At 68.5% G+C, this 23,331-nt stretch carries 20 protein-coding genes; 10 read left to right on the forward strand and 10 right to left on the reverse strand.

Annotation, left to right across the window (positions count from 1 at the left end; genetic code table 11):
• Positions 1-72: 72 nt before the first annotated feature.
• Entirely contained in the window at positions 73-402 is a 330-nt protein-coding gene (locus tag LMI96_RS07020; protein ID WP_223721711.1) for a hypothetical protein, read from the reverse strand.
• 164 nt (positions 403-566) lie between these two features.
• On the opposite strand from LMI96_RS07020, the gene LMI96_RS07025 reads away from it, so the two are divergent.
• Together LMI96_RS07025 and LMI96_RS07030 are read left to right on the forward strand one after the other, a co-directional pair.
• The gene (locus tag LMI96_RS07025; RefSeq protein ID WP_228360968.1) at positions 567-1,049 is read left to right on the forward strand and encodes a MarR family winged helix-turn-helix transcriptional regulator; all 483 of its coding nucleotides are present in this window, start codon (positions 567-569) and stop codon (positions 1,047-1,049) included.
• Between the two features lie 161 nt (positions 1,050-1,210).
• A complete protein-coding gene (locus tag LMI96_RS07030; protein ID WP_228360969.1) occupies positions 1,211-1,597 on the forward strand; it encodes a hypothetical protein in 387 nt (128 codons plus the stop codon).
• On the opposite strand, the gene LMI96_RS07035 is transcribed toward LMI96_RS07030, so the two are convergent.
• The 6 genes from LMI96_RS07035 to LMI96_RS07060 form a co-directional block, all read right to left on the reverse strand.
• Positions 1,576-2,580 (reverse strand): putative zinc-binding metallopeptidase, encoded by a 1,005-nt coding sequence (locus LMI96_RS07035; RefSeq protein ID WP_228360970.1) that lies wholly within the window; start codon positions 2,578-2,580, stop codon positions 1,576-1,578. The genes LMI96_RS07030 and LMI96_RS07035 overlap by 22 nt on opposite strands.
• Before the next feature lie 110 nt (positions 2,581-2,690).
• On the reverse strand, positions 2,691-3,752 hold the full coding sequence (locus LMI96_RS07040) for a LacI family DNA-binding transcriptional regulator (protein WP_223721707.1): 1,062 nt from the start codon (positions 3,750-3,752) through the stop codon (positions 2,691-2,693).
• Entirely contained in the window at positions 3,749-4,666 is a 918-nt protein-coding gene (locus LMI96_RS16315; RefSeq protein WP_223721706.1) for a carbohydrate ABC transporter permease, read from the reverse strand. Before LMI96_RS16315 ends, LMI96_RS07040 begins: the two co-directional genes overlap by 4 nt.
• Positions 4,663-5,601 (reverse strand): carbohydrate ABC transporter permease, encoded by a 939-nt coding sequence (locus LMI96_RS07050; protein WP_228360971.1) that lies wholly within the window; start codon positions 5,599-5,601, stop codon positions 4,663-4,665. The genes LMI96_RS16315 and LMI96_RS07050 overlap by 4 nt, the downstream gene beginning before the upstream one ends.
• Before the next feature lie 55 nt (positions 5,602-5,656).
• A complete protein-coding gene (locus LMI96_RS07055) occupies positions 5,657-6,973 on the reverse strand; it encodes an ABC transporter substrate-binding protein (RefSeq protein WP_228360972.1) in 1,317 nt (438 codons plus the stop codon).
• A 42-nt stretch (positions 6,974-7,015) separates the two neighbouring features.
• Positions 7,016-9,142: a glycoside hydrolase family 36 protein gene (locus LMI96_RS07060; RefSeq protein WP_228360973.1), complete on the reverse strand. Its 2,127-nt coding sequence runs from the start codon at positions 9,140-9,142 to the stop codon at positions 7,016-7,018.
• 230 nt (positions 9,143-9,372) lie between these two features.
• Between LMI96_RS07060 and LMI96_RS07065 the strand changes: the two genes are divergently transcribed.
• Both LMI96_RS07065 and LMI96_RS07070 read left to right on the forward strand, forming a co-directional pair.
• Positions 9,373-13,737, forward strand: coding sequence for a LamG-like jellyroll fold domain-containing protein (locus tag LMI96_RS07065; protein ID WP_228360974.1), 4,365 nt, complete (start codon positions 9,373-9,375; stop codon positions 13,735-13,737).
• Between the two features lie 165 nt (positions 13,738-13,902).
• Positions 13,903-14,055 (forward strand): hypothetical protein, encoded by a 153-nt coding sequence (locus tag LMI96_RS07070; RefSeq protein ID WP_223721701.1) that lies wholly within the window; start codon positions 13,903-13,905, stop codon positions 14,053-14,055.
• Between the two features lie 60 nt (positions 14,056-14,115).
• On the opposite strand, the gene LMI96_RS07075 is transcribed toward LMI96_RS07070, so the two are convergent.
• Positions 14,116-14,286, reverse strand: coding sequence for a CsbD family protein (locus LMI96_RS07075; protein WP_223721700.1), 171 nt, complete (start codon positions 14,284-14,286; stop codon positions 14,116-14,118).
• Between the two features lie 204 nt (positions 14,287-14,490).
• Between LMI96_RS07075 and LMI96_RS07080 the strand changes: the two genes are divergently transcribed.
• The 3 genes from LMI96_RS07080 to LMI96_RS07090 all read left to right on the forward strand — a co-directional run bounded on the left by LMI96_RS07080 (position 14,491) and on the right by LMI96_RS07090 (position 15,988).
• Entirely contained in the window at positions 14,491-15,210 is a 720-nt protein-coding gene (locus LMI96_RS07080; RefSeq protein WP_228360975.1) for a cyclase family protein, read from the forward strand.
• Positions 15,207-15,521, forward strand: a complete 315-nt coding sequence (locus tag LMI96_RS07085; RefSeq protein WP_228360976.1) for an NIPSNAP family protein — start codon at positions 15,207-15,209, stop codon at positions 15,519-15,521. The genes LMI96_RS07080 and LMI96_RS07085 overlap by 4 nt, the downstream gene beginning before the upstream one ends.
• 95 nt (positions 15,522-15,616) lie before the next feature.
• Positions 15,617-15,988: a hypothetical protein gene (locus tag LMI96_RS07090; RefSeq protein WP_228360977.1), complete on the forward strand. Its 372-nt coding sequence runs from the start codon at positions 15,617-15,619 to the stop codon at positions 15,986-15,988.
• A gap of 97 nt (positions 15,989-16,085) precedes the next feature.
• Here the strand turns inward: LMI96_RS07090 and LMI96_RS07095 are convergent, their stop codons facing one another.
• The gene (locus LMI96_RS07095) at positions 16,086-17,726 is read right to left on the reverse strand and encodes a HAMP domain-containing sensor histidine kinase (RefSeq protein WP_228360978.1); all 1,641 of its coding nucleotides are present in this window, start codon (positions 17,724-17,726) and stop codon (positions 16,086-16,088) included.
• 329 nt (positions 17,727-18,055) lie between these two features.
• Here LMI96_RS07095 and LMI96_RS07100 point away from each other — a divergent pair, with 329 nt between their 5' ends.
• Positions 18,056-18,901, forward strand: coding sequence for an NAD(P)-dependent oxidoreductase (locus LMI96_RS07100; protein WP_228360979.1), 846 nt, complete (start codon positions 18,056-18,058; stop codon positions 18,899-18,901).
• A 654-nt stretch (positions 18,902-19,555) separates the two neighbouring features.
• Here the strand turns inward: LMI96_RS07100 and LMI96_RS07105 are convergent.
• Complete coding sequence (locus tag LMI96_RS07105) at positions 19,556-20,737, reverse strand: aminotransferase class I/II-fold pyridoxal phosphate-dependent enzyme (RefSeq protein WP_308015751.1); 1,182 nt, start codon at positions 20,735-20,737, stop codon at positions 19,556-19,558.
• Positions 20,738-20,960: 223 nt separating this feature from the next.
• On the opposite strand from LMI96_RS07105, the gene LMI96_RS07110 reads away from it, so the two are divergent.
• Positions 20,961-22,409: a polysaccharide biosynthesis tyrosine autokinase gene (locus LMI96_RS07110; protein ID WP_223721693.1), complete on the forward strand. Its 1,449-nt coding sequence runs from the start codon at positions 20,961-20,963 to the stop codon at positions 22,407-22,409.
• Positions 22,410-22,427: 18 nt separating this feature from the next.
• Positions 22,428-23,330: a hypothetical protein gene (locus LMI96_RS07115; protein WP_228360981.1), complete on the forward strand. Its 903-nt coding sequence runs from the start codon at positions 22,428-22,430 to the stop codon at positions 23,328-23,330.
• Position 23,331: the final 1 nt, after the last annotated feature.

A 23,331-nucleotide genomic window follows, 5' to 3' on the forward strand; every position in this document is an offset into this window, starting at 1 on the left:
AAACGCGAAAGCGGGGCGGAACTCAGCTGATGCTGGTTCCGCCCCGCTTCACGCGTCCGGGGGTGTCGCGCGTCACGCCTTCTGCGGAACGCGCGCGTGAGCGGCGTCCGCGGTGAGCGAGATGTTCAGTCCGCCGGTCGAGCTGGCGCCGGCCGCGAGCTCTTGGAGCCACTGCGAGTCGAGCACCTCGGGCTCGGCGTCGTCGAAGACGATGCGAAGCGGAATGGACGGATGCAGCCACAGCGTGCTGCGCCCGCCGGGCTCGTTCTCCGGGTGGCGCCAGGAGAGCGTGAAGCTCTCACCGCGACGAAGCTTGGTGGCCATGACGACCTTGATGTGTGCGAGCAGACGATCAGGGATGTCGATCGGCTCGGAATCGGACCCGTAGAACAGACTTCCCATGGCTGGCACCTTTCACTTTCAGCCGGCAACCGCCGACCTTTCCCCAGTATAGTTCACCGATTAACTATTCGACACTTAATATTCAGCGCTCTCATAATTCAATCTCTCTTCTGCCAGACTGGGACCGCACCCACTGCCCGAACAGGTGGCGTGCGGGGGTACCCATGACCGATGACGCACTCACCGCCGGCGAGACGCGCGAGAGCCTCAACGTCGCGCAACTGGTTGAGCAACTGCGCCTGGCCGAGGCGAGGCTCGCCCGCCAGAGGCAGTCCGCATCCGGCCTGAACGACACCGACCGAGCGGCCGTGCGCTTCATCCTCGAGTACAGCGACTCCGCGTCGCCGATGACGCCGTCCGTGCTCGCGGCGGCGCTCCACCTCACCCCTCCGGCGATGACCTCGGTGGTGGATCGCCTGATCAAGGGCGGATTCATCACTGTCACACCGCACCCCACCGACCGACGCAAGAAAGTGATCGAGCCGTTCGACCGCACGATCGATCCCGACCACGTCGACCCGCTGACGACCCGCATCCGAGGCATCGCCGCCACCCTCGCACCCGAACACGCGGTCATCGTCGCCGGCTTCCTGCAGCAGGTTCTCGCGGCCGTCTCTGACCCGGACGCACCCGCCCCCGGAGCCTGAGCCCACCCCACCGACACCGGTGCGCAGCCTTTCTAGGGACGATCATCCGCGGCTGATCTACATGAGAGCGTTCTCATCTTTATTCGCTAGTTTTCCTAGTCTTATGTACTGCTAGTGTTTTTCTCACAAGCTGCTCGGCTTGACGTATCGGGGGGAACGTCATGGGAGATCTGTTCTACGGCAACGGATCGAAGTCGATCGCGATCCCCGATACCCTGTTGGCGCACGTGAAGGTCGTGGTGTCGACGAAGCTGCGGCGGAACGAGGCATTCACCCTCTCGTGGCGACATTCCGGCGCCGACGTGCCGGGCCGAACGACACTGTGGATACAGCCGTCGATCCCGCTGCGGTTCGTGTTCGAGTCGCCCGAGCCCGAGGTGCTGAACTCCGCGCTCCTCAAAGACATGGCGCAGCAGGCGAATTCCTCGAGCGGGCTGACGATCGATCTCGACGCTGCGGGCGCCGCCGGCCCCGCGGCCGCCGCGGGCCCCGCGAAGGCGGCGACCGCTCCTCGCCCGGGCGGCGGTTACGCGGATTCGGCCGCGTAACGCTGGATCGCGTCGTCGACGAAGTCGAGCTTGCGCAGCACCGGCGCGGTGATCACGAACGGGTAGAGGTCCTTCTGCCCGAGTGAGCGATTGACCATGTTGAGACCGGTGGCGAGCGGAAGCCACACGTCGATCACGAGTCTCGAGAACGGATGCGGCACCGCCCGCTCGCGCAGGATGCCGTACTCCTCGGCTGTTTCGACTGCGTCGCGGATGTGCAGGAAGTGCGCCCAGGTCTCGGCGAAGTCCTCGTACGGGTGCATCGTCGCGTAGCTGGAGATGTACGTGCGCCGCCAGTCGTCTGGCGGGCCCTGGGCGTAGTGCCGGGTGACGGCGTCACCGTAGTCCGCACGTTCGTCGCCGAAAAGGGTGCGCGCGGCGTCCATCCGGTCGGGGATCTCGAGCAGCAGCCACTCGACATAGTGCCCGATCTCGTGCCGCAGGTGCCCGAGCACCGTGCGGTACGGCTCGTCGAGCTGGATCCGCATCCGTTCCCGGTACGCGTCACCGGTTTCAGCGAGGTTGATGGTGATGACGCCGTCGGTGTGGCCGATCACGACGCCATCGGGGGTGTCGGAGAGAAGGTCGAAGGCGATTCCGGTGCCCGCGGGGTCGGCGGCGGATCCCTGGCGCACGAGCGGCACGCCGAGGCGGTGCAGTTCGCGCACGAGTTGGCGTTTCGCGCGCTCGGCGATGACGAGGCCGGCCAGGCCCGCCTCGTCGCCGTTGGCGGGACGGGTGCGAGTGAGCGCGCAGCTCGGGCAGAGGGTGCCCGCATCCGCCGTCAGCCACGTGCACGCGGCGAGGTCTCGGTTCGCGCAGGTGTGCCAGATGCGGCCGTCGCCGGCGCGGTACTCCCCGCCCGATAGCGGCACGATGGCGTCTTCGATGAGCGAGTACGCGAGGGCGCTGCCGCACACCTCGCAGCGGGTGTTCTCGAAGAAGAGGGGGTTGCCGCAGACGCGACAGCGGTGGGCCTTCATCCGCTCAAGGTATCCGCGAGGGTTCGAACTGCCCGGCGGCTTGCGTTCGGTGCCGACGTGCGTCAGTGCGGCGTGCGCCCCGTGATCGCGTGCGGGATCGTCGCGTCTCCTCAGGCGCCCGGAGCGAGTACGTCGGCGACGACACCGGCCGCGGGCGGGGCGGTCGACTCTCGGATGACGAGTCCCGGCCGCGCCGACGAGTACCGCTTCGTCGGTTCACCGGCGATCTCCGCGAAGAGGAGCCCCATGCCCCGGCGTCCCATCCCGGCGAAATCCTGCTCGACGGTGGTGAGGGGAGGCGACCAGAGCGCCGCGAGGGGGTGGTCGTCGAACCCGACGACGGAGACGTCGCCCGGCACGGTGCGTCCGGCGTCGCTCAGCCCTCGGATGACTCCCATCGCGATCTCGTCGTTACCGCAGAACACCGCCGTGACGGCCGGATCCTCGGCGAGCTCGCGACCGACTCCCACGGCCGTTCGCGGATCCCACCCCGCGTCGTGCAGCGGCGGCACGACGCGACCGGCCTTCTTCAGCGCGCGTCGCCATCCCGTCGTCCGCCCATCCTCCTTGCGGGACGGCGGCACGCGCACGTGATGCACGGTCGCATGGCCGAGGCCGAGAAGATGGTTGGTGAGTTCCTCCGCCGCTCGTGTCTCGTCGAGAACCGCCTGCGGGACGCCGGCCTCGCGGATGCCGGACAGCGCGACCACGGGGATCTCCGGGGGCACGCGGTTCAGCGCGGCGACGCCGGGCGGATCGAACTTGAGGACCACGATCCCCGCCAGCGGCTGGCCGAGAGTGGCGGAGATGGCCTGATCGATCTCCGCGTCATCCGCGCTCTCGACGACCGTGATCATGACGGTGAAGCCCCGCGCGCGCGCCGCTTCTTCCACGCCCCGGATCGTCTCGGCGTAGCCGTACCGCGAGGTGTCGCCGGCGATGATCGCGATGACTTGGGCCTTGCGCGATGCCAGCACTCGCGCTGCCGCGCTCGGCCGGAATCGGAGTTCCGCGATCGCCCGCTCGACGAGTTCGCGCCGAGCGTCGCTGACCTTCGCCGCCCCCGTGAGCACCCGCGAGACGGTGGGCACGGAAACGCCCGCCCGTGCCGCCACATCCGCGATGGTCGCGTTCCGTGCGGAACCGCTGCGTTCGTCGGATGCCGCTGTCACTTGACCGCTCCGCTCGTGATGCCGGAGATGATCTTGCGCTGCGCGACGATGAAGGTGATCAGCAGCGGCAGACTCATCAGGATGATGTACGCGAAGATCAGATGCCAGTTCTGCAGGTACAGCCCGGAACTCGCGATCTGGTACAGGTTCAAGGGAAGAGTGTCCACGCGACCCCCGATGACGAACAACGCGTAGAACACATCGTTCCAGATGTACAGGCAGATGAGGATGGTTGCCGTCGCCAGAACCGGCATGAGCAGCGGCAGGATGATCTTGACATACACCCGCAGGGGCGACGCTCCGTCTACCCGTGCCGCCTCTTCGAGCTCGGGCGGGATGGTGCGGACGAACCCGGTGACGAAGAAGATCACCGTCGACAGGTACATCCCCATGTACACCCCGATCATGCCGACGGCGGTTCCGGCCAGCCCCAGTTGACGCAGGAGCAGCACGATCGTCACGACCGCGGGCGGCAGCACGATTCCGCTGATACCCAGCGCGTAGAGGAACGCGAGCAGACGCGACGAGCGGCGTCCGAGGATCCACGCCGCCATCGACCCGAGAATCAGCACCCCGAGCACCGAAGGCACCATGACGAGCAGGCTGCCGCCGAACGCGACGAGCATGCTGCCGTCCGTGAACGCGGTGGCGAAGTTGTCGAAGAGCGCGAACTCGGTCGGCAGCGACATGTCGGGCCGAAGCGCTTCCGCCTGCGTCTTCGATGCGGTCACGACGACGATCCAGAAGGGGATGCCGAGCAGCAGCAGGGCGATGACGATCGCGGACACCGGTTGCACGAACCGGGAGATGGCGCCGCGCGGACGACGACGCTCGCGCGGCTTCCCCGTCACGATCGTGGTGGTGTCATCGCCCGCGCCCGACGGCGCGCTCGGTGCGATGGTGGTGGCGCTCACAGCACGTCCTCCCGCTTGCGAAGAAATCGGATCACCGGGAAGGCGAGCACCGAGACCATGAGGAAGAGCACCAGGCTCATCGTCGTGGCCTGGGCGAACAGACCCTGCCCGAACGTCCGGAAGATGAAGATGTTCAGGAGCTCTGTCGTGCCCCCGGGGCCGCCGGCGGTGGTCGCCTGCACGATGTCAAAGCCGTTCATCGAGCCGAGCAGCGCGGTCGCGACGTTGAAGGTCACGGCGGGTGCCAGGAGCGGGAAGCGGATGGTGCGCAGCGTCGTCCACCATCCGGCACCGTCCAGGCGAGCGGCCTCGAGCACGTCTTCGCTGATGGTCTTGAGGCCCGCGAGATAGATGAGCATCGACAGCCCCATGCACTTCCACGAGTGGATGAGAGCGACGACGACGATCGTCCAGGTCGTGCTGCCGAGCCACGCGATGTCGATCTCCTGGCCGAGGATGCCCCCGAGAATCCCGTTGACCGCGCCGTCGGGCTTGAGGATCGCTTGGAAGATGTAGCCCACCGCGAGCGCCGACATGATCACGGGCACGAAGAAGGCGACGCGTACGGCCCGGTTGATGCGGGTGTCGCGTTCGAGCAACAGGGCGAGCCCCAACCCGAACGCGTTCTGGAAGATCGCCACCAGTACCGCGTAGGTGAGGGTCACGACCAGTGCGTTGACGAGGCTTCCGTTGGAGAACAGCGCGACGAAGTTGTCGGCTCCGACGAAGTCGATGGAGCTCTTGAAGCTCGACCAGTTCGTGAAGGCGTAGATGAAGTTGTACAGCGTCGGGATGACGAAGAACAACGTCAGCACGACGATCGCCGGGATCAGGAACCACATCGGGTGGTCCTGTTTGGCCCGCCGGGACGGGCGGTACTGCGCGACGCCCCGGGTCTTCGCCGCTCCACGGGAGAGGCCGAGATTCGTGGTCATGTCATCCTCATTCGGGTGGGGGCGGGCGCCGGAGAACCGACGCCCGCCCTGCGAGTCAGAACCCGGCCGCGCCGATCGCCTTCGCGAGCTCCGCGAACTGCGCCTGCGTTGCCTCGGCGACTTCTGTCGGCGTCTTCGTGCCCTGGATCATGTCCCCGAGGTTCAGGTACAGGTCAGGGTTCACGATTGCGAGCGCCTGCATCGAACCGACCGAGTCGGAGAGCGACGCGCTCGCGTCGAGGAGGGCCTGCGGAACACCGTCGGGCGTCGGCACGTCGCTCTGCAGCGACACCGTCGACTGCGCCTCGACGAAGTCCGCGTATCCGTCACCCAGCCAGTAGGAGAGCAGCTGTCGAGCCGCCGCCTCGCGGGTGGCGTCGCCCGTTTTGAATGCGACGAGCGCGTTGGACTGGTCGGGGATGAACGTGCCGACGTTGCCGGTCGGTGAGATCGGGAAGAAGCCGATCTTCTCGTCCAGCTCTGCGGTGTCGGCGAGCGACTGCAGCTGACCGAAGAAGGAGTTGACCTGCACGGCCATCGCGGCGTCTCCTGCGAGCAGGGCCGGGCCCTGGTCTTCGAACGTCGCGGTCTTCAGGTTGTCGTTGAAGAGCCCCTCGCCGATCAGGCCGTCGTAGGTGTCGATGGCGCCCTGGATCGTCTCGTCCGTGAACTTCTCCTCGCCCGAGTTGACGCGATCCCACAGACCGTCCTGAGCGGCATCCGCCAACTGCACCTGGACCCACCACTGCGTCGCCCACGGCGTGCCGCCGCCGAAGTCGAAGAAGGGAGTGGTGCCCTCGGACTTCAGCTGACGCGCGACGGTGAGCAGTTCGTCCCAGCTTGCGGGGGTTTCGGTGATGCCGGCCGCGGCGAACACGTCTTTGTTGTAGTAGACGCCTTCCACGGCCGGGGTGGTGATGAGGGCGGCATAGCGGGTGTCATCGAGAATGCCGGTGATGTCGCGCAGATCTCCGTCGTAGGCGCCGAGCCACGGTGCATCGTCGAGGGACTGGAGGTTCTCGGATGCGTTGAGTGCCGTCAGCTGCGACGCCGTCGGCTGCCAGAACGCGAGATCGGGCTTGTCGCCGGTCGCGACCTTGGTCTGCACGCTCTGCTCGTACGGATCGGGGATGGTGACGACGTCGACCTTGGCGCCGGTGAGCTCCTCGAAGCCCGCGACGACGCTGTCGGGCACCGTGTTGGAGTTCTGCGCGGCCCAGATCGTGAGGGTCGTGCCGCTCAGATCCGCGTTCTGGTCGGGCCAGGTCGCGGGTTCGGAGGAGCCGCCGCCCGCTCCGGGGTCCGAGCAGCCTGCGAGGGCAAGGGCGGCAGTGGCCGTGAGGGCCAACGCCGCGGGGAACCGCTTCTTCATCGAAATGCTCCTTCTGTGATCAGTGTGACTGGTGCTGTGCCTCTACGCCGTCGGGTTGAGCGGCGTGGTGAGGCGGAAGGTACGCGCGGCCGGAATCGCGTCCGTCGTGTGTACGGTGAGGGTCCCGGAGGTGGCGTCCCATTCGGTCGGCCAGTCGGGAAGATCTGCGGGGAAGACGGTGGAGACGGTCACGTCGCGCCCCGTCAGGTGGGGCAGGGCGAGGGCGACGTGCGACGCCTCTCCGTCGCGCTGCCAGAGCGATACCAGGTCGGTGTCGCCCGCGTGCAGCCCGAGCGACACGACGCGGTCCGTCCATCCGGGCAGGCCGGTGGGCCAGTGCGGTGCGGCGGTCGCGATGATCGGTCGCAGGTCTTTCGCGGCGCGGACCGCTTCCGCCACGAGAGCGCGCTGGCCGCCGGTCATCCGGTTGAGGTACCCCGACACGTAGAAACGGCCGAGCAGACCCGTGACGAGGCAGAACGCGATCTGCTCGTCACTCATCTCCGGCTGCGGGTACGCCCAGCTCGCGGCTTGCTCGGGCAGCATCGAGAGGGGCGCCGCGGCAGCGATCGGCGGGTACTTGGTGAAATCCTGTTGGTCGGACGTCGACTGCATCGCGAGCCGCGAGAGCATCGCCCAGTCCTGACGCATCGCCCCCGAGCTGCAGTTCTCGATCACGAGTTCCGGATGCCGGTCGAGCACCGCATCCAGCCACGCCAGATGTGCGCGGTTGTGCTGCAGCAGGCCGTCGCCGACGCTCGCCGCGTCGCGATCCGTGCCCGGTCCCGGGTTGATGTTGTAGTCCATCTTGATGAACCCGATGCCGAAGTCCCGCACGAGTCGATCGACGACCTCGTCGAGGTGGGCGCGCGCGGCGGGGTGCCGCAGGTCCAGGTGGTAGCGGTGGTGCTCGACGACGCGGACACCGCTGCGCTGCAGGAAGGCATCCTGGGGCAGCGTGTCGGCCGCCGCACTTTCGACGCCGACGACCTCGGGCTCGAGCCACAGGCCGGGTACCATCCCCGACGCGCGGATCGCGTCGATGACCTCGGCCAGGCCCCCCGGGAAGCGAGTGGTCGACGGCAGCCACTCGCCGACGGACGCCCACCAGTGGCCGCTGTCGTCGTACCACCCGGCGTCGATGCAGAACACTTCGGCGCCCGCCTCGGCGGCCGAGGCGATCAGCGGCAGCAGTTTCTCGGTCGTCGGATCGCCGTCGAGGGTGTTCATGTAGTCGTTGAAGACGACCGGCATCCGCGCATTGTCGACGTGCGATCGACGAGTCCGACGGCGGTAGTCGGTGAGGGCGGCGATGGCGGCGACGCGGGAGCGCCCGAGCGCCACCGAGACGGGCACGGTCGTGAACGACTCGTCCGTTCCGAGCGGCAGCGACCACGCGGAATCGACGTCGGTGGGTCCGGAGAGGGCGAGGAACGCGCCGGCGGTGTCGCGGCCGATCTCCCAGCGCCAGGCGCCGTTGTGTTCGATCTGCCACGCCACGGCGAGGTCGAGCTCGTCGTTCGCGATGATGCCCACCGGCAGGTGGCGGCCGGTCGACCAGGTACCGTCCGACGTCACGATGAAGGCGCCGCGGGGGTTGTGTCCGGTGCGATTCTCGGCCAGATCGGGAAACTCGGGGCCCTCGAGCGCCGTGGTCGTCCAGCGCCCCTCGGCGAGCCAGTCGCTGCGCCCCGAGACGAGCTGCCATCCCGACAGGGCGCGGTCGGTGCTGCCGTCTGCGGTGAATCCCATCGCCCACGACGCGACCGAGAAGAGCACGAGCGGCTCCGCTGAAAGATTGGTCACCGTCACCTGAGCGCGAAACCCCGCCACATCGTCGTCGCTCTCGAGCTGGAGGACGGCCTCGATGCCCCCGGCGCGCTGGCGGATGCGGAGCGACCGCGTCGTGCCGTGCCGCGACTCGACGTGGTCGACGTACCGCAACTGGGCACCGATCTCGGAATGCACGAGCCGGTACGACGCCGGAACGCTCCCGCGATCGGCGCTGATGATCTCGACGGCCGGGACGGCGTGAACCCGGACCGTGCGCCCATCGACGCCGATGGACGCGACGTGCACGGGCTCGTCCGCTGCCCACGCGAATGCGACGGTTGCGTCGCCACCGTCCCAGTGGACGGTGCTCGTGTGGGAAAGGGTCGTGGTCGTCATCGCGTCTCCGTTGATAGCGCGTTCCGGGAAGGCAGGTCCGCTGTGATAGCGGTTTCAGGTAGACCCTACGACAACGTGAAACCGCTATCAACTTTTTCTTGAAACCGTTATCACCGCCTGCTAGCTTCGACCCGACACGGCGGATGATTTCTGTTTCTCCGCCGCACGGGCGTCCGAGAACCACTCCGCGGTCGCCGGAAATGCACTCGACACTCAATGAAGAGGAAGCGATGAGACACCGTTCACGCACGTCTGCCCGACCGGGCCGAACCTTCGCCGCAGCACTGACGACGACCGCTGTGCTGGCCGCATCGCTCGTGTCGGCCGCGGCTCCCGCGGCGCACGCCGCCGTTTCGCTGCCCGACCCGTCGGTGCGGTACTCGTTCGATGGCGATGCGTCGCTCGGGAAGGTCGCGAACGACGGGTCGCTCGGCGCCGCCTTCGATGCGCGGGTCCGAAACGCGCCGACGCTGGCGCGCGGCGACGGGCCGACCGACGACGCCGGTTCGTCCGGCCTGCTGCCGGGCGGCGCCCAGAACTCCCCCTCCAGCGACAAGCCCTACCTCGAGATCCCGGCCGGCCTGTTCGACGATGCAGACGCCCTGACCGTGTCGACGTGGATCAAGTGGGACGGCAAGAACGCGAGCCAGCTGCCCTGGGCGTACATCGTCGGCAGCGATGCACTCCCCGCCGACAACTGGGGCGTCTACTACGTGCCAAACGAGGGCGGCCAGTCAAAGGCTGCCGCCAACTCCGGGAGCGAGGTGAAGGCGGTCTCCCCCGCGCCGTTGTCCACCGATACCTGGACGTACATCACGAGCGTCGTCGACGGCTCCACCCTCTCGTACTACATCAACGGCTCGCTCGTTCGGAGCGAGGCGGTAACCGTCGATTTCGCGAAGCTCGCGAGCGCGTCCAGCACCCGCTCGGGCCTCATCGGCCGCGTGCCGTGGGCCGGCCCGTGGGCCGCCTTCTTCGGCGGCGAGTTCGACGATTTCTCGGTCTACCGGGAGGCGCTGACCGCCGCGCAGGTCGAGGCGCTCTTCTCCGGATACGTCGGCGAGATCGTGGGGCTTTCGCAAGAGACCTGGGCGCTCACGACACCCGCCGGCATCCCGCCCGTCTTGCCGTCGACCGTCGCTGCCACGCGCGAAGCGGGCCCCGCGGTCGATGCCCCGATCGAGTGGGAGCGCGTTCGTCCCGCCGACTACGCGAACGCAGGATCGGTGTTCACGGTCGCGGGCACGGTCGACGGATGGGACGGCACCCTGACCGCCACCGTCACGGTCGACGAGCGGTTGACCGAAGACGTCACTGTCGACTTCTCCGAGACCACGGGCGAGTTCCGCGGCGGAGCCTCGGGCACCCTGTACGGCCTCGGCGATGAGGGATCGCCCACGCAGGCGCTCGTCAACGGCGCCGCGATGACGAACGTGTCGCAGAAGCCGCCGTTCGGCACCCAGCATCCCGGCGGCGATGCCTTCCACATCGAGGACTCGTTCTTCGACAAGCACGGCAAGGACCTCTACGTCTACACCCAGGACTTCTACCCCGATTGGCCCTACAACGGAGGCCGACGCCCCGGCGACGACCTGACGTTCACGCGCGGCGACGACGGCCGTCTGACCGGCGAACGCACCTCGACGCCGAACGGACGCTGGGACTACCTCGAGGTACTCGAGATCGTTGTCGACGAGATCGCCCGCGAGTCCGACAACCCGGAGAAGTATGTCTTCATCCCGTTCAACGAGGTGGACCTGCAGTGGCTGAACTCGGATGACCTCTACAACCGCTACATGCACGTGGGCGGGCAGCCCGACAGCTTCACTCCGGACGGCGCGACCGACTGGACGGCCGCCTGGGACGTCATCACCGATACCTACGCGAAGTACGACCTCGAACGGCCCCGGATCGCCGGTCCCGGCGACGCCGCCTGGCGGGGCGAGGGGAACATCACCTCATTCCTGAAGATGGCGATCGACACCGACACGGTGCCGGACGTCTACGTCTGGCACGAGCTACGCGGCTACCAGTGGATGCCGCAGCGTGCGGAGCAGTTCCGTCAGTACGCGCGGAATCTCGGCATCGCGCCCGAGGACGTCCCCCAGGTGAACATCACCGAGTGGGGCGCCAGCACCGACATGAGCTCCCCGGCCAACCTGTTGCGCTGGTTCGCGAGCTTCGAGGCCGCGAAGATCGATGCGCAGACCGCGTACTGGACCGCATCCGGAACACTGTCCGACAACCAGGCCAAAGTGAACGCGGCGAACGGCGGATGGTGGCTGTTCAAGTGGTACGGCGATCTGACCGGGTCGGAGACCGTTCGCGTTCCCCTCGGGGAGCAGAAGGCGATCGCCGCCATCGATGAGGAGTCACGGCGGGCGCAGGTGATCGTGGCGGGCATCGCCGACGGTCGCGACGGCGCCCTCGCTCTGGAGGGCCTCGACCCCGGCACCTTCGGCGACGCGGTCGATATCGAGGTCCGCGAAGCACTCGTGAGCGGAACCGACGGTATCTCCGGCGCTCCTCGTGTGGTCGCTGCGTTCGACGGTGCGGCCATCGTGAACGGACGGGTCGACATCCGTATCCCCTCTGCGAATGCGAGCAGCGCCTACCAGGTGATCGTCACCCCGGCTGCGCCGCGCGACGTCGCGGCCGCACTGAGCGCGCAGAGTGAGCGTCACGTCATCGAAGCGGAACGAGTGACCCTGCAGTCGGCGTCGGAACGGACCCCGGACGGATACCGCGCGTCCGCGGATCGGGACGTGTCGGGCTTCGCCGCCCTCGATTCGCGGGCGGATTGGACGGTCGACATCGAGGAACCGGGGCTGTATCGCCTGCAGATCCTCGGGGCGACGCCCGGCGTGCCCGTGCAGCATGCGCTGTTCGTCGACGACGCGTTCGACCAGATCGTGCAGTACGGCGCGAACGCGATCAAGCCGAGCAACGTGCGCGGCGTCGCTCGCGGGAGTGCCGAGGTCGCCGTGGCGCTCGCGGCCGGCGAGAACACGCTCAGTCTGCGCACCAGCGAGGACGGCACAACTTTGCTCGCGAACGCGGGCTACGAGGGAGGTGTCACTCTCGACCGTTTCGAGCTCGTTCGCATCGGGGACGACGTCAACACCGAGAGCGTCCGGTACCCGGCGTCGACCTTCCGCCTCGCGGAGGGCGCGACGCTCACGTGGGACGGCGCGGCTCGCGGCTCCGCGCGCCTCGATGACGGCGAACGCATCGATCTCTACCCCTCCGCGTACGAGTCGGGTTACTACGACGTCTCGGTCGATTGGGCAGCGGACGGCGATGCGCGTCTCGAACTCACGGTCGACGGTCGAGTGGCGAGCACGTTCGACAGCAGCGGGGGCGATACCGCATCCCGTGTCCGCGTGCATCTCCCCGAGGGGATCAGTGAGGTCGAGCTGCGTAGCTCCGGTCCGGCGACCGTGTCGGGGGTGACGACGACGCGCGCCGTCGAGGGCGATGCTCGCATCGTGCGGGTGGAGGCGGAGGACCTCACCACGGTCACGCTCGGCGGATCGGCACGGGTCTCCGGCTTCGGCGACCAGCCGACGACCGGCGTGGGCACGTCTGGTTCGGGGGACGGTTTCGTCCAGGGACTCGGCATCACCGACGCGAATCCCGCCAACGAGGGCACCCTCTCGATCCCGCGTGGCGACGGCTTCGCGGCGGCAGGCCAGTACAACGCGGTTGTCCACTTCTCGAACGATGACATCGAGGGCACTCACGACTACAACCCACAGGTCGTCGACCTCGGGCTCCAGGCGTCGGAGGGCGGTGTCGACGGCCTGGCCGGGCGCACCACGTTCCGGTACACGTACCTGGCGACGAACTTCTGGGAGGCGGTCATGCCGCTGAACCTCCGCACCGACGGCGGGGCGATCGAGTTCGGCAACACCCGTTCCACTCTGTTCATCGACGAGGGCCCGACGGGCAGCACGTCCGACGATCAGGTGCGGGATGGATATGCGATCGCGCCCGATGTCGACTGGATCGCCTTCGCGCCTTTCGTGCTCGACACGGATGGCGAGGAACCCACCGTGCCCGACGCGCCGGCGGTGCCGAGCGTCTCGGTGTCGGGTTCGTCGGCCACGGTCGCGTGGGCGGCTCCAGCTGACGGCGGATCGGACGTCACGTCGTACCGTGTCGAGCTGTGGGCAGGCCCCGCTCTCGCCGCGACCGGACGAGTCGCAGCGCCGGTGCGGACGGTGACCGTCACCAATGGTCTCGCCGCGCAGATGCGGACGACCCTTGCCGGTCTAGCCGACGGGTCGTACACCGCACGGATCGTCGCGCTCAACGGCGTCGGCGAATCCGGGCCGTCTCCCGCGTCGGCGGTGTTCACCGTGTCGGCCGGGGCCGGGGCCGGGGCCGGAGGCGGAGGCGGGGGCGGCGGCGGCGGGTCCGGCCCGGGTTCGGGACCGGACACCGGTGACGGTGTCGCTGCGGCGCCCGGATCCGAGCGCAACGGCTCGCTCGCGGCGACGGGGATGATCGCCCCGATCGGAGCGCTGCTCCTGCTGGGCGGACTGGCGATCGCGGCGGGCTTCGTCGCGCGAGCACGCGCGCGGAGGTCCTGACCCCTCGACATCGCACGGGGCGGTCCGCACCACGCGGGCCGCCCCGCATCCCCTCTGCGACGCGTGTTCGCGGGCGTCAAGCCCCGGATGCCGCAGGCCGACGCGCGTAACGTCGCCTGTTCACCGACGCGGCCGCCTTGTGCGCCGCAGGAGAGGAGCGACCCGATGGTTGATCAGCATTCCGCGAAGAACACCCACGGCGACCACGATCCGGAGACGCCGGAAGCCCCGGATGGTGCGCCGCTCACGAGCGACTCCCCCGAGCTCCCCGACACCACCGACGAGAACAACCGCCCCGTCGACAACCCCTCCGGCTGACCCCGCCCGAACACGACGAATGCCCCGGAGAACGAGTCTCCGGGGCATCGTCAGGCGGGCTTACTTGAACGCGTCCTTGACGTCCTCGCCGGCCTTCTTGAGGCTGGCGCGAGTCTGGTCACCCTTGCCCTCCGCCTCGAGGCGTTCGTTGTCGGTGGCCTTACCAGCGGCCTCCTTGGCCTTGCCGGAGATGTCTTCGGCAGCGTTCTTGATCTTGTCGTCGAGTCCCATGGTTCGGGCTCCCTTCTCTGTGATCAACCGGGGACGAGCCCCGCGCGATTCCCCCACGCTACGTCGGCGATCCCCGCGCATCGGGGGGCTGGAATTCGGTGACGGATAGGGGTAAACGCTCGACGCCCGTCATCCGCCGTCGCTTTCCTGCCGATGCGCGATGCGCGGTACGGATGCGGCCGGCCACCCCGGCAGACTGGGCGTGTGCTCATCGATCTCAGCCACACCATCCGCGCCGGCCTCGTCACCTACCCCGGCCTGCCCGCACCGACGTTCACCCCGCATCTCACCCGCGAGAACTCGCGCGGCGTCTACGCTGCGGGCACGGAGTTCGCGATGGACATCATCACCATGATCGGCAACACGGGCACCTACCTCGACGCGCCCTTCCACCGCTATGGCGACGGCGGCGATCTCTCGAGCCTCGACCTCGCGACGCTCGTTGACCTCCCGACGGTCACCGTGCACGTGCGCGGCATCGGACGCCGCGGCATCGACGCATCCGACCTGCCCACCGACATCCCCGCGGGCTCCGCCGTGCTGCTCGACACCGGCTGGGACCGCCACTTCGGCACCCCCGCCTACGCCGCCGACGCTCCGTTCCTCACCGAGGCCGGCACGCGGGCGCTGATCGCGCAGGGTGTCGCGCTCGTCGGCATCGACTCGTTGAACATCGACGACACGAGCCCGGATGCGGCGGGCGCCCGTCCGGCGCACTCGCTGCTGCTCGCGGCCCGCATCCACGTCGTCGAGCACCTCACCGGGCTCGACGCAGTTCCCGAGCGCGGCGCGCGCTTCACGGCGGTCCCGCCGAAGGTCCAGGCGTTCGGCACCTTCCCCGTGCGCGCGTTCGCCACGGTTCCGGATGCGGCGCCCGCGGCTTCGCCCGCGGCTTCGTCCGCGCGGACCGGCTCCCGCGCGTGATCACGATCCACCTGCGCTACGAGATCGATGCGGCCAAGGTCGACGATTTCCGCGAGTACGGACGGCAGTGGATCCGCCTCGTCGAGAAGGTCGGCGGCATCCATCACGGCTACTTCCTGCCCAGCGAGGGCGACAGCGACGAGGCGTTCGCGCTGTTCAGCTTCGATTCCCTCGCCGCGTACGAGCAGTACCGGATCACGGCGACGACGGATGCGGAATGCCTCGCGGCCTACCGCTTCGCGGAGGAGTCGGGCTGCATCCGCCGCTACGAGCGCCGTTTCCTCACTCCGGAGTTCGGCGACCGCGCCTGAGCCGCGTCGGGCACGCCCTGCACCGGGCCCTGCGCCGTGTAGCACTCGTGCGCAACCCCCCGCTTTCGTCCGGGAAGGCACGAAACACTTCACTCATGCGCAGCGTGACATATGCGGGCCAGACCGTTCACACCACCGACGAGGTCGCCGAGGTGTTGGTGCTCCTGACCGCGGCGGTCGCGAAGCAGGGCAACGCGGAAGCCGTCAGCATCCCGATCATCGATGACCGTACGGGCGAGGAGGGCATGGCGCAGCTCGTGATCGGCGTGGGCAACGATGTGCTCTCGGCTCCTGCCCGTTGGGAACCGACCGGCGAAGTGCCCTCGTTCGATGACGATGTGCGGGCACTGCACGCCCGGCTCGAGCGCATCAGCCCCACCCCGCGCGACTTCTTCGTCGTCGAGGACGACGAAGAAGAAGACCCGAACCAGGATCTCGGCGACCTCGACTACCCGCGCTTCTCGTAACCGGAGGCGCTGCAGGCCCGTACTACCGCGGCTGCCGCACCCCGCAGCACGGCCGGCGCCGCACGGTGGCGCAACACCCGCGACCGCGCGACGACCTCTATGCCGACGCCACCACGGACGGCACCTCGATCGTGAAGCGCGTCGCTCCGGCGTACGGCGCGTCGATGATCACGCGTCCGTGGTGAGAAGCGATCACGTCTTTCACGAGGCTGAGGCCGATCCCGAAACCCTGGATCGCGTTCTGGTGCGCGTGCGGGGCACGGTAGAAGCGGTCGAAGACGAGCCGCCGGTCGGATCGGCCGATCGCCGGTCCGGTGTTCGTGACGCTGATGCGGCAGATGTCGCCTTCGCGCACCTGCCCGATCGTGATCGCGGTGTGCGGGGTGCCGAACTTCACGGCGTTGGTGAGCAGCTCGCGCACGACCTGCCGCATCCGCCACGGGTCGACGGGGGCAGAGAACACGATTTCGCCGACGCGCTCGATCGTCATGCCGCGGGCCTCTGCCCGGTCGCCGACGTCGGCGATCGCGTCGCCGACGAGCGCGGTCAGGTCGGTGTGCTGCGACGACACCGACACCGAATCGGAGGTCGCGGCGACGAGTTCGCCGATCCGGTCCATGAGCGAGTCGGCGTTTCGCAGCACGATGTCGAGGTACGCGTGGCCGCTCCGGTCGGCGTCGGGCAACCGCTCGCCGATCAGGTCGAGGTAGCCGATGATGCTGGTCATCGGCGAACGCAGCTCGTGTGAAACGGTCTTCAGGAACTGCTCGCGCACATCGACGGCGGTGGCGAGGTCGGTGACGTCGTGCGCGACGACGACGGTGCCGATGCGCACGCCGTCCTCGCGGTGCACGCGCTTCGCGGCGATGTTGATGGCGCGCTGCAGGTCGGGCGGGCCGACCCATTCCAGGTGATCGGCGATGTTCTCTCCGCGCAGCGCGCGCGCGATGGTCTGCTGTTCGCGCGGGATCGGGGTGACCCGATCGGCCTCGAACACGTCGTCGCCGAAGTAGGGCGGGGCCGCGAGCGAGAGTCCCATCGAGGCCGACATCTCTATTGCACGCCGGTTCGCGACGAGAAGCGCGCCGTCGGCGTCGTAGTAGATGACGGCCGCGTGCACGGAGTTCAGGATGCTGCCGGCGAGGAACTCGCTGTCGAGCGCCAGGCGCAGCGCGGCGGACTCGGCATCGTGCGCCGCGGCGATGCGGCGGCCCGAACGGCGGAGCTTGTCGGCGGCGATGTTCACGATGAACGCGACGGCGACGATGAGCACCGGCAGCACGATGACGTTGATCCAGTCCGCCACCGAGCCGGGCACGCGCCCCTGGTACGCGAACGTGAACGACGTGATGAACGCGGCGCCGACGATGGCGACGCTGATCGCCCAGCGCCCGAATCCGTAGGAGATCCAGAGCACGGGGAAGATCGCGAGCATGCCGACCGAGGGGATCGTGCCGGTCAGGTCGGCGCGGAGGAACGCGACCGCGATCATGTCGGCGACGGCGATGATCAGCATCCACGTCGGGCGCCATTTCTCCCAGGGGAGCAGGACGGATGCGGCGGATGCAGCGAACGTCACGGCGACGCCCGCGATGAGGATCGGCGAGGTCAGGTGGTCGGGGTGCCCGAGGGCCACCATCGCGGCGATGAAGAGGACGCTGAGGAGGAACGGCAGCTGGGCGCGCAGGAAGACGCGTACGCGAGCGGGCCGCGTCGCTTCCATCTCGAACAGCGGCACACCTGAAGTGTGCACGATCACAGCACAGTTTGGATCGTGATAATGATACTTTCGCCCAGGTCGTATGGCGAAAGGGCGTGAAAGTTTCGCCCGGGAGGGCGCGGACGGACTGCGCGCGGGTGCGGGGTGGCTCTGCGCCGCCTGCTCGTAGAGGACCGGGTTGACGCTTTCCCGGCGTGGTCGCGCGGGCGCGGGCTGGCGGTTTCCGCGCGTCGGATGGCTCCTCCCCGCGTGCGGCGCAAGCCCGACCGAGAGGTCTCTCGCGGGCCATAGACTCCGGATGCGCGTTGGTCTGCGCATCCCTTCTGTCGCTCATCGAGGAGAACATCATGCGCATCGCTGTCACCGGATCGTCGGGAAAGCTCGGCGCTGTCGTCGTGCGGGAGTTGCGGGCGGGCGGGCACGAGGTGATCGGGTTCGATCAGCACGGCACGCGGGGCCCGGGTTTCGTGCAGGTCGATCTGGCGGACTACGGCCAGGTCGTCGATGCGCTGCAGGCGGTCGGCGATCAGCACGACGGCGTCGACGCGCTCGTGCACCTCGCGGCGGTTCCGGCGCCCGGCATCCGTCCGGACATCGCGACGTTCCACAACAACATCGCGTCGACGTTCAACGTGTTCTGGGCGGCGATCCGGCTCGGGGTGACGCGCATCGTGTACGCGTCGAGCGAGACGGTGCTGGGGCTGCCGTTCGATGTGCCGCCGCCGTACATCCCGGTGGATGAGGAGTATCCGGCGCGTCCGGAGTCGGTCTATTCGCTCGTCAAGCACCTCGAGGAGACGATGGCGATCGAGCTGGTGCGGTGGCATCCGGAGGTCTCCATCACGGCGCTGCGTTTTTCGAACGTGATGGTGCCCGCGGATTATGCGGAGTTCCCGTCGTTCGATGCCGACGCGCGGGCGCGCAAGTGGAACCTGTGGGGGTACATCGATGCCCGCGACGGGGCGCAGGCGATCGCGCGGGCGCTCGATGCGGCTCCGGCCGGCTTCGACCGGTTCATCATCGCGGCGGCCGACACGGTGATGTCGCGCCCGAACGACGAGCTGGTCGCGGAGGTGTTCCCGGATGTGGAGGTGCGCGGCGCGCTCGGCGAGCACACCACGCTGCTGTCGATCGACAAGGCCCGGCGCCTCCTCGGCTTCGACCCGCAGCACTCCTGGCGCGACGGCCTCTAACCCGGGCCCCTCGTCCCCCGCCCCTCCTCCGTTCCTCTCCCTCGCTCCTCCTCTACTCCTCCTCCGCTCCTCCGCTCCTCCTCCGCTCCTCCTTCGCTCCTCCTCCACTCCTCCTCCACGCCTCCTCCGCTCCTCCTCCGCTCCTCCGCTCACGTGTCGCAATCCGCGCCCCCCAGCGACCGATTCCGCCACGTGAGCACCCGAAACCCCAGCTCACGTGTCGCGATCTGCGGATGCGGGCGACGGATTGCGCCATGTGAGCAACTCACAGCTCGCCCCACCTCCCAAACCCCGGCTCACGCCGAAGACCGGCTCACGTGTCGCAATCCGCTGACGCCGACGACCAATCGCGCCACGTGAGCACCCCAAGCCCCGGCTCACGTGTCGCAAACTGCGGGTGCCGGCGACGGATTGCGCCATGTGAGCAACTCACAGCTCGCCCCACCTCCAAAGCCCGGCCCACCCCGAAGACCGGCTCACGTGTCGCGATCCGCTGACCCGGGCGACCGATCGCGCCACGTGAGCACCCGAAGACCCGCTCACGTGTCGCAATTCGCGCACGCGAGCGGCCGATTGCGCCACGTGAACGCGACCCGGAGCGCCACCCGGGCTGGAGCGCCACCCGGGCCCGCAGCGCCACACCGACGCGCGGGGTCAGGCCGCGCCGACCGCTTCCCGCGCGGCGAGCGCCGCGGCGACGCGCTCCACGGCTTCTCGCAGCAGCGGTCGCGGCAGTGCGAAGACGAATCGCACATGGCCGACGCCCGCCGCACCGCAGGCGGCGCCGTCGGTCATCGCGACATTCGCGTGAGAACGGAACCACTCCCCCAGATCACCCTCGATCCCGTACGGGCGCAGGTCGATCAGCGCGATGTACGACCCTTCGGGCATCGTCACGCGCGCCAACGGCAGCCGTTCGGTGACGAGTTCGGCGAGCAGCCGTCGGTTGCCGTCGAGGTAGTCGACGACGCCCGTCAGCCAGTCGCGGCCGGCGGTGTAGGCCGCGATGTTCGCGACGACGCCGAGGGTCGCGGTGCCGTGCCCGGCCCAGAAACCGAGCTCGTCCCACGTCGCTGCATCCGCGTCGTTCGAAACGATGACCTGCGCGCATTTCAGCCCAGCGAGGTTCCACGCTTTCGAGGCGGATGCGGCGGTAATGGTGTGGGATGCGGCCGCATCCGATATCGAGGCGTACGGCACGTGCTGCGCCGAGCCGTAGACGATGGGGGCGTGGATCTCGTCGGAGAACACGCGTCCGTTCCGTGACGAGACGACCTCCGACACGGCGAGAAGTTCGGATCGGGTGAATACCGTGCCGAGCGGGTTGTGCGGGTTGCAGAGCACGAGCAGTCCGCCGCCGTCGTCGAATGCGGCGGCGATGCCGTCGAGGTCCATGACGTAGCGGCCGTCGCGTTCGATGCTCGGCACCTCGATGACGCGGCGTCCGTGCATCTGCGGCACGAGCAGGAACGGCATGTACGCCGGTGTCGGCACGATGACCGCCGAGCCCGGCGCGGTGAAGTTCTCGATCGTCAGCTCGAAGGCGGCGATGACGTCGGGCACGTGGTGCACGCGCTCGGCCGGAATCCGCCATCCGTACGAGTCGGCGTACCAGTCGGCGGCGGCCTGCGAGAGGTCCGTCGCGAGTTGGGTCGGCAGGTAGCCCGTGACCCCGCGGTCGACGGAGGCCTTGATCGCGTCGCTGATCGCCGGTGCGAGACCGAAGTCCATCTCGGCCACGAACGCGCCGATCGCGTCAGGAAACATCGACCACTTGAGGCTTCCGCCCGCTCGCAGGTCGGCTTCGGTGATCGCGTCGAAGTCGGGTCGGTTCATGGGCATCCTCTTCCGAAGTCGTGCCGGGCGCAGTCCGACGTGGTGCCGAGCGCAGGCCGATCTGCGTCGCCTTCGGTCGAGTCCCCGTGCAATCGAGCGTAACCCTCGACCCGCCCCACGCACCGGCCCGCGCCCCGCGTGCAATCTCTGCACTCGCACGCAACCGGAACGAAACAAGGGCTGTGGCAGGATGAGTCCGATACCCCCCAACCTGAGAGGCATCATGGAGCTCAGCGACTACATCCGGGTCTTGCGCAAGAACTGGCTCGTGATCGTCGTGATCACGCTCGTCGGACTCGGTGCGGCGGCCGGATACTCACTCACGCGCACGCCTCTCTATGAGGCCGAGAGCCGCGTGTTCGTGTCGACGCAGACGACGGGCTCGGTGCAGGAACTGCAGCAGGGCTCGATCTTCACGCAGCAGCGCGTCACCACCTACGTCACGCTCGTGAAGACGCCGATCGTGTTGAACCCGGTGATCGCCGAGCTGAACCTCGACATGACGGCCGACCAGCTGTCGAGCCAGGTGACGGCGTCGAGCCCCCTGAACACGACGGTCATCCAGATCTCGGTGACGGATGCCGACCCGGTACAGGCCGCTGATCTTGCGAACGCGCTCGGCGCGAGCCTCACCGAGGCCGTCGAGACGATCGAGACGCCGAACGACTCCGACACGAGCCCGGTGAAGCTCACGCGCGTGCAGGATGCGCTGCCGACGAACGTGCCGGTGAGCCCGAACGTGCCGCTGAACCTCGCGCTCGGCGCGCTCGTGGGTCTCGCGCTCGGCATCGGTGTCGCGGTGCTGCGCACCGTGCTCGACACGAAGGTGCGGAACGCCCGCGATATCGCGAACATCACCGACCGCCCGATCATCGGTGCGATCCCGTTCGACCCGAAGGCGCAGGAGCGTCCGCTGATCCTGCAGGCCGACCCGCACAACCCGCGGTCCGAGGCCTTCCGGTCGCTGCGCACGAACCTGCAGTTCATCGAGATGGATGGGGGTCACAGCTTCGTCGTGACGTCCAGTATCCCGAGCGAGGGCAAGACCACGACGACCGTGAACCTGGCGATCGCGTTGGCGGATGCGGGCAAGCGCGTCGCGCTGATCGACACCGACCTGCGCAAGCCGAAGGTCGCCGAGTACCTCGGCATCGAGGGCGGCGCGGGTCTCACCGACGTGCTGATCGGCCGCGCGAAGGTCGGCGACGTGATGCTCCCCTGGGGCAAGCGTCCGCTGTTCGTGCTGCCCGCGGGCAAGGTGCCGCCGAACCCGAGCGAGCTGCTCGGGTCGAAGCAGATGGCGCAGTTGCTCGAGGCGATCTCGCGCGACTTCGACGTGGTGCTGCTCGATGCTCCCCCGCTTCTTCCGGTGACGGATGCGGCGATCCTCTCCCGTCACACGACCAGCGCGATCGTCGTGGTCGCGGCCGGCCGCACGACGTCGGGTCAGCTGCAGGGCGCGCTGACGACGCTGGAGACGGTCGACGCGAAGGTCGGCGGCGTGGTGCTCACGATGGTCCCGACCCGTGGCGCGGATGCGTACGGCTACGGCTATGGGTACGGCTACGGCGGTTATGGCCGCTACGGCGACTACACCGCCATCACGGCAGCCGAGACCCCGACCCGCAAGAAGGGCCGCAACAGCGAGCCTGACACTCCGAGCTCCACCTGACCTCAGGAGTACCCCGCGATGGCCCAGGCACCTCGCAACCCGAACGGCACGCGCAACAAATGGTTGTCGATCGCGCTCGTCGCCGTCTTGGCGATCGCGGTGATCGCTTTGGCGTACGTGGCGATCACGCAGACGCGGGGCACGGTGATCGACGGCACGCCGCGCCCGGTGCCGACCTTCACGACGAAGTCGACCGCCACCCCGACGGCCACGCCCACCCCGACGATTGCGGCTCCGACGACGGCGACCCTCGTCGCTCCGGGCGCGAACGAGCGTTTTCTCGCCGTCGGGTCGGGGGCGATCTGGCGCGGTACGGCCGGCGCGTGCGGCGGCGCCGCGCCGTCGCTCGAGCGGTCGACGGATGGTGGAACGACCTGGAACGACGTGACCCCGCGCTATCTCGGGATCGGCCAGCTGTTGTCGGTCGAGGCGTTCGCGGGTTCTGAGGCGCAGATCGTCGCGCGCATGGGCGATGATTGCGAGCTGCAGGCGCTCCGCACCTTCACGCAGGGCCAGTTCTGGGCGCCGTACGACGAGGTGCTCGCCGCATCCACGTACGTCGATCCGACGAACCCCGCCGCGGTGGTGACTCCGGATGCCGAGATCGCCGCCCCGTGCGCGACGGCGTGGGGTGTGCGCACCGAGGGTGACACGACGTCGATCATCTGCGACGGCACGGCGTACACGCTGAGCGGCCAGAGCTGGCAGTCCGCAGCGTCGACCGTCATGGCCGTCGAGCCCGCGGGCCAGGCGTTCCTGACAGCCGCAGCAGACGCGAGTTGCCCGGGCCTGGTCATCACGGGCACGGTTCCCGTGTGCGCGGATGCCGCGTCGTCCACCGGCCCGGTCGCGATCGCGGAGTCCGGCGGCGACACGCTGATCTGGTCGGCCGACACCTGGGTCAGCGTTCCGACCCCCTGAC

The sequence above is a fragment of the Microbacterium sp. cx-59 genome (assembly GCF_020805625.1).
In the GTDB taxonomy this organism is placed as follows: domain Bacteria; phylum Actinomycetota; class Actinomycetes; order Actinomycetales; family Microbacteriaceae; genus Microbacterium.